Origin of the sequence: Streptomyces sp. PCS3-D2 (assembly GCF_000612545.2) — a bacterium.
Lineage (GTDB): Bacteria > Actinomycetota > Actinomycetes > Streptomycetales > Streptomycetaceae > Streptomyces.
In genome coordinates this window covers 5,818,756-5,831,426 of the sequence record NZ_CP097800.1, presented here as the reverse complement: position 1 = coordinate 5,831,426, position 12,671 = coordinate 5,818,756, and the positions used below count along the sequence as shown (strand labels likewise).

General features: G+C 70.3%; 10 protein-coding genes. 3 read left to right on the top strand and 7 right to left on the bottom strand.

Annotation, left to right across the window (positions count from 1 at the left end; translation table 11 throughout):
* From zwf to pgl, 3 genes are all read left to right on the top strand, one after another.
* A complete protein-coding gene (zwf, locus tag AW27_RS25910) occupies positions 1 to 1,527 on the top strand; it encodes a glucose-6-phosphate dehydrogenase (RefSeq protein WP_037930087.1) in 1,527 nt (508 codons plus the stop codon).
* A complete protein-coding gene (gene opcA, locus AW27_RS25905; RefSeq protein ID WP_037930084.1) occupies positions 1,524 to 2,555 on the top strand; it encodes a glucose-6-phosphate dehydrogenase assembly protein OpcA in 1,032 nt (343 codons plus the stop codon). Before zwf ends, opcA begins: the two co-directional genes overlap by 4 nt.
* Before the next feature lie 123 nt (positions 2,556 to 2,678).
* Positions 2,679 to 3,461 (top strand): 6-phosphogluconolactonase, encoded by a 783-nt coding sequence (gene pgl / locus AW27_RS25900; RefSeq protein ID WP_037930080.1) that lies wholly within the window; start codon positions 2,679 to 2,681, stop codon positions 3,459 to 3,461.
* 58 nt (positions 3,462 to 3,519) lie between these two features.
* On the opposite strand, the gene pgi is transcribed toward pgl, so the two are convergent.
* From pgi to AW27_RS25865, 7 genes are all read right to left on the bottom strand, one after another.
* Positions 3,520 to 5,226 (bottom strand): glucose-6-phosphate isomerase, encoded by a 1,707-nt coding sequence (pgi, locus tag AW27_RS25895; RefSeq protein ID WP_078557177.1) that lies wholly within the window; start codon positions 5,224 to 5,226, stop codon positions 3,520 to 3,522.
* 150 nt (positions 5,227 to 5,376) lie between these two features.
* Positions 5,377 to 5,712, bottom strand: a complete 336-nt coding sequence (locus tag AW27_RS25890) for an RNA polymerase-binding protein RbpA (protein WP_078557164.1) — start codon at positions 5,710 to 5,712, stop codon at positions 5,377 to 5,379.
* 181 nt (positions 5,713 to 5,893) lie between these two features.
* Positions 5,894 to 6,124, bottom strand: a complete 231-nt coding sequence (gene secG, locus AW27_RS25885; protein WP_037930074.1) for a preprotein translocase subunit SecG — start codon at positions 6,122 to 6,124, stop codon at positions 5,894 to 5,896.
* Positions 6,125 to 6,251: 127 nt separating this feature from the next.
* On the bottom strand, positions 6,252 to 7,028 hold the full coding sequence (gene tpiA, locus AW27_RS25880) for a triose-phosphate isomerase (protein WP_037930071.1): 777 nt from the start codon (positions 7,026 to 7,028) through the stop codon (positions 6,252 to 6,254).
* Between the two features lie 6 nt (positions 7,029 to 7,034).
* Positions 7,035 to 8,246 (bottom strand): phosphoglycerate kinase, encoded by a 1,212-nt coding sequence (locus tag AW27_RS25875; protein ID WP_037930068.1) that lies wholly within the window; start codon positions 8,244 to 8,246, stop codon positions 7,035 to 7,037.
* Positions 8,247 to 8,373: 127 nt separating this feature from the next.
* On the bottom strand, positions 8,374 to 9,378 hold the full coding sequence (gap, locus tag AW27_RS25870; RefSeq protein ID WP_037930065.1) for a type I glyceraldehyde-3-phosphate dehydrogenase: 1,005 nt from the start codon (positions 9,376 to 9,378) through the stop codon (positions 8,374 to 8,376).
* Positions 9,379 to 9,610: 232 nt separating this feature from the next.
* Positions 9,611 to 12,580, bottom strand: a complete 2,970-nt coding sequence (locus tag AW27_RS25865) for a M14 family metallopeptidase (protein ID WP_037930062.1) — start codon at positions 12,578 to 12,580, stop codon at positions 9,611 to 9,613.
* Between the last annotated feature and the right edge of the window lie 91 nt (positions 12,581 to 12,671).

The following is a 12,671-nucleotide window of genomic DNA, read 5'->3' as shown; positions in this document are numbered from 1 at the left end:
TTGTCTGTAAACGGAGCGAACCCGCTTCGTGACGCACAGGACCGGCGGCTCCCGCGCATCGCGGGGCCGTCCGGCCTGGTCATTTTCGGCGTTACGGGTGACCTGTCGCGCAAGAAGCTGATGCCTGCCGTCTACGACCTGGCCAACCGCGGCCTGCTCCCGCCGGGCTTCTCGCTCATCGGGTTCGCCCGCAGGGAGTGGGAACACGAGGACTTCGCCCAGGAGGTGTACGAGGCGGTCAAGGAGCACTCGCGCACCCCCTTCCGCGAGGAGGTCTGGCAGCAGCTGGTGCAGGGCTGCCGCTTCGTCCAGGGCGACTTCGACGACGACGCCGCCTTCGAGACGCTGAAGGCGACGATCGACGACCTCGACAAGGCGCAGGGCACGGGCGGCAACTTCGCCTTCTACCTCTCCGTCCCGCCGAAGTTCTTCCCCAAGGTGGTCCAGCAGCTCAAGGACCACGGTCTGGCGCAGAAGGAGGGCTCGTGGCGGCGTGCCGTCATCGAGAAGCCCTTCGGTCACGACCTGAAGAGCGCCGAGGAGCTGAACAAGGTCGTCCACGAGGTCTTCCCCCGTGACGAGGTCTTCCGGATCGACCACTACCTCGGCAAGGAGACCGTCCAGAACATCCTGGCGCTCCGCTTCGCCAACACGATGTTCGAGCCGATCTGGAACCGGTCGTACGTCGACCACGTGCAGATCACCATGGCCGAGGACATCGGCATCGGCGGGCGGGCCGGCTACTACGACGGCATCGGCGCGGCCCGTGACGTCATCCAGAACCACCTGCTGCAGCTGCTCGCGCTGACCGCGATGGAGGAGCCCGGCTCCTTCCACCCCAAGGCGCTGGTGGCGGAGAAGCTCAAGGTGCTGACGGCGGTGCAGCTGCCGGAGGACCTGGGCAAGCACACCGTGCGCGGCCAGTACGCGGCGGCCTGGCAGGGCGGCGAGAAGGTCGTCGGGTACCTCGAAGAGGACGGCATCGACCCCAAGTCGAAGACCGACACCTACGCGGCCATCCGCCTGGAGATCAACAACCGCCGCTGGGCGGGCGTCCCCTTCTACCTGCGGACGGGCAAGCGCCTGGGCCGCCGGGTGACCGAGATCGCGGTGGTCTTCAAGCGGGCCCCCTACCTGCCGTTCGAGTCGGGCGCGACCGAGGAGCTGGGGCAGAACGCCCTGGTCATCCGGGTCCAGCCGGACGAGGGCGTGACGGTGCGCTTCGGGTCCAAGGTGCCGGGCACGTCCATGGAGGTCCGGGACGTCACGATGGACTTCGCCTACGGCGAGTCCTTCACGGAGTCGAGCCCCGAGGCGTACGAGCGGCTCATCCTCGACGTGCTCCTCGGCGACGCGAACCTCTTCCCGCGCCATCAGGAGGTCGAGCTGTCCTGGAACATCCTCGACCCGATCGAGGAGTACTGGGACAAGCACGGCAAGCCCGCGCAGTACCCGGCGGGCACCTGGGGACCGGTCGAGGCGGACGAGATGCTCGCACGAGACGGACGGAGCTGGCGCCGGCCATGAAGATCGACCTCACGGAGACCAACTCCAGCAAGATCAATGCCGCGATGGTGCAGGCACGCCGGGACATCGGCACGCCGGCCGTCGGCATGGTCCTCACGCTGGTGATCGTGACCGACGAGGAGAACGCGTACGACGCGCTCAAGTCGGCGAACGACGCGTCCCACGAACACCCCTCGCGGATCGTCGTCGTCATCAAGCGGGCCAGCCGCTCCCCCCGCAGCCGCCGTGACGCCCGGCTCGACGCGGAAGTCCGCGTCGGAGCGGACGCGGGCAGCGGTGAGACGGTCGTGCTGCGCCTTCACGGCGAACTGGTCGACCACGCCCAGTCGGTGGTTCTCCCGCTGCTCCTTCCGGACGCGCCTGTGGTCGTCTGGTGGCCGGACGGCGCCCCCACGGACCTGGCGGGCGATCCGCTGGGTGCGCTCGGGCAGCGCCGCATCACGGACACGTACTCCTGCGAGAATCCGGTCGGGACGCTCGGCGCCCGGGCCGGCGCGTACGCCCCCGGGGACACGGATCTGTCCTGGACCCGGATCACCCCCTGGCGGTCGATGCTGGCCGCGGCGCTGGACCAGCAGGCCCTGACGGTCGTGTCGGCGACCGTCGAGGGCGAGGCGGACAACCCGAGCTGCGAGCTGCTGGCCATGTGGCTGGCGGACCGGCTCCAGGTGCCCGTCCGCCGCACGCTGTCGGCGGGTCCGGGGCTGACGGCCGTGCGCCTGGCCACCAAGGACGGCGACATCGTCCTCAACCGGGCGGACGGCGGACTGGCCACGCTGTGCATGCCGGGCCAGCCCGACCGGAACATGGCGCTCAAGCGCCGCGACACGGCCGAGCTCCTGGCGGAGGAGCTGCGCCGGCTGGACCCGGACAACACGTACGAGGCGTCGCTGAAGTACGGCGTGTCCCAGCTGGCGGCGAATGCGCCGGAGCCGCAGGCCCGCGCCGAGGCCGAGGCCGGCGCTCCGGCCAAGGCCGAGCCCTCGAAGCCGGCCTCCAAGCCGTCGAAGAAGGCCCCGGCCACGTAGCCGACCCGCTGCGCGGAGCCTGTTCCCCGCCCCGCTCCTTCCCGAACCGGGGCTGGAGGCGGAGCGGGGAGCGGCTCCGCGCAGCGGTATCACACACCACCAAGAAGGCGGCAGCACATGGGTATGACGACTCCTCAGGTCGTCGTCCACCGGGACAAGGAGCTGATGGCCCAGGCCACCGCGGCCCGGCTCATCACGAAGATCGTGGACGCCCAGGCGGCGCGCGGCACCGCGTCCGTGGTCCTGACCGGCGGACGCAACGGCAACGGCCTGCTCGCCGCACTGGCCGCCGCCCCGGCCCGCGACGCGGTCGACTGGCACCGGCTCGACCTGTGGTGGGGCGACGAGCGGTACGTGCCCGCCGACGACCCCGAGCGCAATCACACCCAGGCCCGTGAGGCCCTCCTGGACTCCGTCCCGGTCGATCCCGCCCGCGTGCACGCCATGCCCGCCTCGGACGGCCCGTACGGCGCGGACGTGGACGCGGCGGCCGCCTCGTACGCGGCCGAGCTGGCGCGCGCGGCCGGTCCGGAGGACCACGGCCCGGTCCCCCGCTTCGACGTGCTGATGCTGGGCGTGGGCCCGGACACGCACGTCGCCTCGCTCTTCCCCGAGCACCCGGCGGCCCGGGAGACCAGCCGCACGGTGGTCGGCGTGCACGGCGCGCCCAAGCCCCCGCCCACCCGGATCTCGCTGACTCTCCCGGCCATCCGGGCGGCCCGTGAGGTCTGGCTGCTGGCGGCCGGCGAGGACAAGGCCGGCGCGGTCTCCATCGCCCTCGGCGGGGCCGGCGGCGTGCAGGCACCGGCCGCGGAGGCGTACGGGCGCTCGCGCACCCTGTGGCTCCTGGACCGCGCGGCGGCGGCGAAGCTGCCGTCCGGGATGTATCCCCCGGCCTCCTCCTGACGCACATGCGTGAGGGGCCCGCTCTCCCCGGGGAGAGCGGGCCCCTCACGCATGTGCGTCAGCCGCGTCCGCGCAGCTTGCGGTAGGTGGCGACCAGGGCCTGCGTCGACGCGTCCAGACCGGGCACGTCCGCACCGTCGGTCAGCGCGGGCTCGACGCGCTTGGCGAGCACCTTGCCGAGCTCGACGCCCCACTGGTCGAAGGAGTCGATGTTCCACACCGCGCCCTGGACGAACACCTTGTGCTCGTACAGGGCGATCAGCTGGCCCAGCACGCCGGGGGTGAGCTCGGTGGCCAGGATCGTGGTCGTCGGGTGGTTGCCGTGGAAGGTCTTGTGCGGGACCAGCGATTCCGGTGCCCCCTCCGCGCGGACCTCCTCGGCCGTCTTGCCGAAGGCGAGCGCCTGGGTCTGCGCGAAGAAGTTGGCCATCAGCAGGTCGTGCTGGGCCGCCGGGGCCGCTTCCAGCTCGGCCACCGGCTTCGCGAAGCCGATGAAGTCGGCGGGGATCACCTTCGTGCCCTGGTGGATGAGCTGGTAGTAGGCGTGCTGGCCGTTGGTGCCGGGCGTGCCCCAGACCACGGGGCCGGTCTGCCACTCCACCGGTTCGCCCTCGCGGTCGACGGACTTGCCGTTGGACTCCATGTCCAGCTGCTGCAAGTACGCGGTGAAGCGGGAGAGGTAGTGGCTGTAGGGGAGCACCGCGTGCGACTGCGCGTCGAAGAAGGCGCCGTACCAGATCCCCAACAGGCCCATCAGGAGCGGGGCGTTCTCCTCGGCGGGCGCCGTGCGGAAGTGCTGGTCCATCAGGCGGAAGCCGGCCAGCAGGTCACGGAAGGCGGCCGGACCGATCGCGATCATCAGGGAGAGCCCGATGGCCGAGTCGAAGGAGTAGCGCCCGCCGACCCAGTCCCAGAACCCGAACATGTTGGCCGGATCGATGCCGAACTCGGTGACCTTCTCGGCGTTGGTCGACAGCGCCACGAAGTGGCGTGCCACCGCGGCCTGGTCGCCGCCCAGTCCCGCGAGCAGCCAGCCACGCGCGGACGTGGCGTTGGTGATGGTCTCGATGGTGGTGAAGGTCTTCGAGGCGATGATGAACAGCGTCTCGGCGGGGTCCAGGTCGCGTACGGCCTCGTGCAGGTCCGCACCGTCGACGTTGGACACGAAGCGCACGGTCAGGGCGCGGTCGGCGAAGGCGCGCAGGGCCTCGTAGGCCATCGCGGGGCCCAGGTCGGACCCGCCGATGCCGATGTTGACGACGTTCTTGATGGGCTTGCCGGTGAAGCCGGTCCAGGCCCCCGACCTGATCTGCTCGGAGAAGGCCGCCATCTTGTCGAGGACCGCGTGCACGCCCGGGACGACGTTCTCGCCGTCCACCTCGACGACGGCGTCCGCCGGTGCGCGCAGCGCGGTGTGCAGGACCGCCCGGTCCTCGGTCGTGTTGATCTTCTCGCCGCGGAACATGGCCTCGCGCAGCTCGGCCACGCCCGTCGCCGCCGCCAGCTCGCGCAGCAGCTCCAGCGTCTCGTCGGTGACGAGGTGCTTGGAGTAGTCGATGTGCAGGTCCCCGACCCGCAGGGTGTAGCCGGCGCCGCGGCCGGGATTCTCCTCGAACAGCTGCCGCAGGTGCGTCTGCCCGAACTCCTCCCGGTGCTTGCCGAGTGCCAGCCACTCGGGCGTCCGGTTGAGCTTGGTACGTGCCGCCCGGCGCCCGCCGCCCCCCTCGCTCGACGCGCTTCGCGTGGCCGCCTGATTTGCGTTCATCTCGGACATCAACCCACTTCTTCCGTCCTGTCGTGCCCCGCCGATCACCAACCTAAGGGATCACAAGCGGCACAACGCACGCAAAGAGGCCCGGCCCCGCAGGGGAGATTCCTGCGGGGCCGGGCCTCACGTCCTGGTCACCGGGCGGTGTCAGATCTCGCCCCGGAGTTTGGCGAGCGCCTCGGCGAGGATCGCCTCGCCGTCGGCGTCCGAGCGGCGTTCGCGCACGTACGCCAGGTGCGTCTTGTACGGTTCGGTGCGCGGCGGCGCGGGCGGGTCGTCCCGGTCCTGACCGGCCGGGAACCCGCAGCGCGGGCAGTCCCAGGTGTCCGGCACCTGCGCGTCGCTGGCGAAGCTCGGCTGCGTCTCGTGCCCGTTCGAGCACCAGAAGGAGATGCGCAGGCGGGGCGCGGACTCGCCGCGCTCCGCCTCGCCCATCGGCCCCGCTCCGACCCGGCTACCACGGATCGCGTTGCCACTTGCCACGGTCGTAACTCCCTGCGTGATGGTGCCGCGGAGTATGAGTGGAATTCCCGCCGCGGAGCGCCCAAGTCTACGTAAGGCCCAACGCACGTCCAGTGAGCGGAGTTACTGATTCCGCGCCGTGGACGCCAGCCTCATCATAGGCAGGGCGATGCCGACCGGGCCGCCGGAATGGCGAGAACGGTCAGCTGCTCGACTTCATCACCAGGCCGAGCGCAACGATGCACGCGAACCAGAGCAGACCCACCACGACGGTCATGCGGTCCAGGTTCCGCTCCGCGACGGAGGAGCCGCCGACCGACGACTGCATGCCGCCGCCGAACATGTCGGAGAGGCCGCCGCCCTTGCCCTTGTGCATCAGCACGAGCAGCATCAGCAGGGCGCTGAAGACGATCAGGGCGATCGAGAACCCCATAATCACGGCTGATTCCTACTTTCTGGCTTCTCAGGCTTCCGGCTTTGCGAGATGTGCGCGGGGGCCGGGGGCTGGCGGTCCAGCCCCGGCCCCCGCAAGGGTACGACGGATCGGCCCTACCGCATACTCACTGGTCGCGGAAGCGGACGATCTTGACGAACTCGTCCGCGTCGAGCGCCGCGCCGCCGATCAGGGCACCGTCGACGTCGGGCTGGGCCATGATCGCCGCGATGTTCCCGGACTTCACGGAGCCGCCGTACTGGATGCGGACCTGGTCGGCCAGCTCCTGCGAGTACAGCTCCGCGAGGCGGCCACGGATCGCCCCGCAGACCTCCTGGGCGTCCGCGGGGGTGGCGACCTCCCCGGTTCCGATGGCCCAGACCGGCTCGTAGGCGATCACGATGGACTCGACCTGCTCGGCCGGGACGCCGCTCAGGCCGCCGTCGAGCTGGGCGAGCGTGTACTCGACCTGCTGGCCGGCCTTGCGGACGTCCAGGCCCTCCCCGACGCACAGGATCGGGGTGATCCCGTGCTTGAAGGCGGCCTTGACCTTGGCGTTGCAGATCTCGTCGGTCTCGCCGTGATACTGGCGGCGCTCGCTGTGGCCGACGGCCACGTACGTGCACTTCAGCTTCGACAGCATGGGGCCGGAGATCTCGCCGGTGTAGGCACCGGAGTCGTGCGCGGAGATGTCCTGCGCACCGTACTTGATCTTCAGCTTGTCGCCGTCGACCAGGGTCTGGACGGAGCGCAGGTCGACGAAGGGCGGCAGGACCGCGACCTCGACGGCGTCGTAGTCCTTGTCGGCGAGCGCGAAGGCGAGCTTCTGGACGTGGGCGATGGCCTCCAAGTGGTTGAGGTTCATCTTCCAGTTGCCCGCCATGAGCGGGGTGCGCGTGGTCATACGGGTTCAGCCCTCCAGGGCGGCGAGGCCGGGGAGCGTCTTGCCCTCGAGGTATTCGAGGGAGGCGCCGCCACCGGTGGAAATGTGGCCGAAAGCGTTCTCGTCGAAGCCCAGCGTGCGGACCGCGGCGGCGCTGTCGCCGCCGCCGACGACGGTGAACGCGTCACTGTCGACGAGTGCCTGCGCGATCGCGCGGGTGCCTCCGGCGTAGTCGGGGTGCTCGAAGACGCCCAAGGGACCGTTCCAGAAGACGGTCGCCGCGTCGGCGATCTTCGAGGCGTACAGCTCGCGGGTCTTGGGACCGATGTCCAGACCCTCCCTGTCGGCGGGGATCTCGTCCGCACCGACGGTGATGTACTCGGCCGGGGTCTTGCCCTTGAGGTCGGGGAAGTCCGTCGAGGCCAGGACGTCGACCGGCAGGACGATCTCGACGCCGGTGGATTCGGCCCGGGCCATGTACTCCTTGACCTTGTCGACCTGGTCCTTCTGGAGCAGGGAGATACCGACCTCGTAGCCCTTGGCGTAGAGGAAGGTGTAGGCCATGCCGCCGCCGATCAGGAGGCGGTCGGCCTTGCCGAGCAGCTCGTCGATGACGGCGAGCTTGTCGGAGACCTTGGCGCCGCCGAGGACCACGACATAGGGGCGCTTGACCTCGTCCGTCAGCTTCTTCAGGACGCCGACCTCGGTGGCGATGAGCTGGCCGGCCGCGTGCGGGAGCCGCTTGGGCAGGTCGAAGACCGAGGCGTGCTTGCGGTGGACGGCGCCGAAGCCGTCGCCGACGTAGACGTCGGCGAGCTCCGCCAGCTGGTCCGCGAAGGCGCCGCGCTCGGCGTCGTCCTTGGAGGTCTCGCCGGCGTTGAAGCGGAGGTTCTCGACGACGGCCACCTTGCCGTCGGTGAGGGCGGCGACGGTCTCCTTGGCGGAGGAGCCCACCGTGTCGGTGGCGAACGCGACGTCCGCGCCGAGCAGTTCACCGAGGCGCGCGGCGGCCGGCGCGAGCGAGAAGGCCGGGTCCGGGGCGCCCTTGGGGCGGCCCAGGTGCGAGGCCACGATGACGCGGGCACCGGCCTCGGCGAGCTTCTCGATCGTGGGCTGGACGGCGCGGATACGGCCGTCGTCGGTGATGGTGCCCTCGGCGAGCGGGACGTTGAGGTCCGCTCGGACGAAGACCCGCTTGCCCTTGACGCCTTCGGCGAGCAGTTCGTCGATCGTCTTCATGTGTTTCTGACTCCTTTGGGCGCCCGTGTCGGGGGCGAAGAACGACTGGCAAGCTACAGGGTCCGGACTGCGCATCGTCGCGCGGCCCGGACCCTGTGCTTCACATCGTGGTGTCAGCCCTGGAAACTCAGAGCTGGCCGCCGACGAAGACCGTCAGGTCCACGAGGCGGTTGGAGTAGCCCCACTCGTTGTCGTACCAGCCGACGACCTTGACCTGCTTGCCCTGGACCATGGTCAGGGAGGAGTCGAAGGTGCAGGACGCCGGCCAGTTCACGATGTCGGAGGAGACGATCGCGTCCTCGGTGTAGTCGAGGATGCCCTTCAGCTGGCCCTCGGAGGCCTTCTGGAAGGCGGCGTTGATCTCGTCCTTGGTGACCTCGCGGTCGAGCTCCAGCACGAGGTCGGTGACCGAGCCGGTCGGGACCGGGACGCGCATGGCGATGCCGTCCAGCTTGCCCTTGAGCTGCGGGAGCACCAGTGCGGTGGCCTTGGCGGCACCGGTGGAGGTCGGGATGATGTTCTCGGCGGCGGCGCGGGCGCGGCGCAGGTCCGAGTGCGGGAAGTCCAGGATGCGCTGGTCGTTCGTGTACGCATGGACCGTCGTCATCATGCCCTTGACGATGCCGAAGTTCTCGTCCAGGACCTTCGCCATCGGCGCCACGCAGTTCGTGGTGCAGGACGCGTTGGAGATGACGTGGTGCTGGGCCGCGTCGTACTTGTCCTGGTTGACGCCCATCACGATCGTGATGTCCTCGTCCTTGGCCGGGGCCGAGATGAGGACCTTCTTCGCGCCGGCCGCAAGGTGCTTGGCGGCGTCGGCCTTCTTCGTGAAGATGCCGGTCGACTCGATGACGATGTCGGCGCCCAGTTCGCCCCAGGGGAGGTTCGCGGGGTCGCGCTCGGCGAACGTCTTGAAGGTGTTGCCGCCGACGGTGATGGTGTCGTCGGTGTGGGACACCTCGGCCTTGAGACGGCCCAGAATGGTGTCGTACTTGAGAAGGTGCACCAGGGTGGCGTTGTCCGTCAGGTCGTTGACACCGACGATCTCGATGTCCGCTCCCTGCTCCAGGAGGGCCCGGAAGTAGTTACGGCCAATGCGGCCAAAACCGTTGATGCCTACGCGGATCGTCACGAACCGATCTCCTCGTTGGTGCGCCGGTGAGAGCGCCGGCGAGCTGAAATGGGATGTCCCCGACCGCTTACGACCCTACCTCTCCGTGAGCTTTTGGGTGACATCGGTCGAGGCCTGACACTCCCCCCACTTCGCGGGGGTATCCCCTCCGGGGCCCGCTCCGGACGCTCCGGCGCGGGCCCCGGGGACCTTGGTCCCGGTCACTCTGGGTGAGCGCCGAGGGTGGCGCTGATCAGCGGTGGAGCGAGCGGAGCGCCTTACCGACGAGTAGGGCGCGGTCCGCCGCCGCGGGCAGGTGTTCCAGGCCGAAGCCCAGAAGTACGGTGTCACGCGTGGTCACCGAGGCATAGGAGCGGAAGAGCTCTCCCGTACGGGACCAGTCCCCCGCGACGTCGGGGCTCCCGGCGGGCGGGCCCTGGGCCGCCCAGGCGCCGAGGGAGGTCTCGAACCCCTCGGCCGCCTGCTCCCCGCCGCCGGTCGACAGGCGCACCTCGTCGGCGAAGACGCCGCGTCCGCCGGAGCCCGGGTCGGTGATGTAGGACAGCGAGAGCTCGACGGACCGGCCCGCGTAGGCGCTCAGGTCGAAGGAGACCTGCTTCCAGCCGCCGGAGGACCCGGTGAAGGTGTTCCACCGGCCGCTGGTGCCCTGCGGGGTGCAGCCGCGGCCGTCCAGCGTGAGGTAGTGGCGCAGGAACGGGTGGCCGTTGATGAAGAATCCGGCCGCGCACTCCTCGGGGACGGCCGGGCTGCTCAGGCCGCCCGCCTCCGGCAGCATGGTCCAGTCGTCGCCTCCGGCGCTGCGGGCCTCCAGCGCGGCGTGGTCGTAGCCCCTCTCGGTGTTCCAGTTGAGGGCGAGCTTCAACTGCGGCCTGTCGGCTGCGGTGACGCCGGTCAGGTCGATGGTGCGGACGAGCCGCTTCCAGTCGTTGTCGGTGTGCAGCGCCGAAGCCATCCCGGTGCCCGCGTAGGGGGCGTACGGATTCGTGATCCCGGTGTACCGGCCCGCCTGCGCGCTCTTGAACCGGGGGAACTGCGCGGGTGCCAGGGTGTCGGAGGTCACCGTGTAGGCGCCGGGGGCGTTGAGCGGGTTGTCCGCGGCGTCGCCGAGGCCGCCGCCGGTGTCCCGCAGGGCGCCGGCGCCTGCGAAGCCGGTGGCGCCGGGGGTGCTCGTGCGGCCGTAGGCCCCGAGCCAGTACTGGCTGAAGTCGTTGGTCACGGCGCGGCCGACCTGGGCGTTGCCCCCGGCCAGCTCGCCGGCCTCGATCAGCCTGCCGCCTTCGTTGAGGAAGTCGCGCACCGCCAACTGCGTGTCCCCGCCCGGTGACGTGGCCCCGGTGTAGTGCACGGCCGTACCGAAGTGGGAGAGGACCCCGAGGTGGTGCGGGACACCCTGGACGGCCACGTCCCAGACCGCCGCGGACCGGCCGTTGGCACGGAGCGCGTCGACGTACTTCCCTGCGTGCCGGGCGGCGGCCCCCTCTTCCGCGATCACCAGGACGTCCGCGCGAGGCCGCTCGGCCACCGTGTACGTGAAGTGCTCGCTGGAGACCCGCCTGCCGGAGCGGTCGCGGCCGGTGAACCAGACATCGACCCGGTCGCCGGGCCCGGCCCCCTCGACCTCTGCCCGGTACTCGTCGAACCAGTTGTTGTCCTCGCCGCCGTAGACCTCTCCGCCCTTCCATGCCTTGAGGTCCTCGCCGCGGGTGCGGCCGCCGTTGATCCGGTAGTTGAGCTCCTTGTCCTTGAGCGCCCTGCGGGCCGTGACCGCGACCTCCTGGTCCTGCCCGCGGGCCGCATAGGAGGTGGTGAAGGAGTCCGGGGTGAAGTCGGGCGCGCTCAGGCCCACGGAGGACACCGGGCGGTCCGGGTGCGCGGCGCTCTCGCCGACCGCGAGGGCGAAGGGCACGTTCTTGGCGAACTCCTCCTGGATGAGCTTCTCGTCGTCCGGGAAGTTGAAGCCGGAGGCGCAGTCCTCGGGCTCCCACCGGTCGTTCGGGTCACTCGCCGAGGCGGTCTGGCAGGTGGTCATCTCCGGGGTGAACATCATGACGCCGTTGACGTTGGCGCCGTGGCCGTCGGCCTCGCCGTTGGTCGTGTAGAGCTCCGAGGACACCTGCGGGTAGTAGCCGGGGACCGCAGGGTTCTCGGGGGTCCCGGCGAGGGCCTTGTAGGCCACGTCGTCGGGCGTGGGGGTGGCCACCTGCCAGCCCACGCCGTAGAGGATCAGCTCGGCGGCGGAGTGGTAGTTGACGGCGTAGTCGAAGCCGATGCGCTTCTCGAAGGCGTCGAGGGCCACGGTCTCGGGCTCGGAAGACGCCTTGGGGCCGCGGTAGGTCTCGCCGGCCCGGTCGGGCGAGGAGCCCTCGTTGTCGTAGCCCCACTTGTAGGCGAAGTTGCGGTTGAGGTCGACCCCGTCGCCGGTGGTGATCTTTCCGTCGCCGTTGTTGTCGCGCAGGTTCTTGCGCCACAGCCGCCGGCCGTCGGCGGCGTGCGTGTAGTCGTAGCCGTCGGGGTTGGCGCTGAGCAGGAACCACAGCTCGGTGGAGTCCACCAGCTTCGTGATCCGCCGGTCCTTGCCGTAGTTGTCGAGGGTGTGGTGCATCAGCCGCCGGGTCATCTCGGGGGTGATCCACTCGCGGGCGTGCTGGTTGGACATGTACAGCACGGAGGGCTTCGAGCCGTCCCTGGCCCTCTTCGCGTTCCTGCTGACCTTGAGGGCGAGGATGTCCTTGCCCTGGACGGTTTTGCCGATGGAGACGACCTTGGTGAGCGCCGGGTTCTCCCGGGCCGTGCGCAGGATCTCCTCCTGGAGGCCGCCCCTGCCGCTGTACGGGCGGAACACGCCGTCGCCGGCCGTCCCGGCCCGGGCCCGGGCCGGGAGCTTGCGCTCGGCGAGCACGATCCCCTGGGCGGCCAGCTCGTCGGCCTGGGCTCCGGTGAGGAAGAGCTCGACCCGGGAGGTCCCGGATTCAGGGGCGCGTTCGGTGAGCTCGTGGGCGTCCTGGCCTGCGGCGAGGACCAGCGGCACCTGTTCCCTGGTGATCTCGGCGTCGTAGACCCGCACCTCCTCGGCGCCGGCTGCGTCGGCGGCGGACGCGGCGGCGCCGCCGGGCTGGGCCTGGGCCACCGCGGGCAACGCGGCGAGTGTGGTACCGATGGCGAGTGCGCTTGCGGCGAGGACGACTCTCGCGCGGTGACTCATGTGCCCCCCTGGGCGTCGGCTGCCACGAAAGGTTCGGACGCCAGACTCAAGACCGCCCATGCTCATGTCAATGGGGCATACCGCGAAGGGC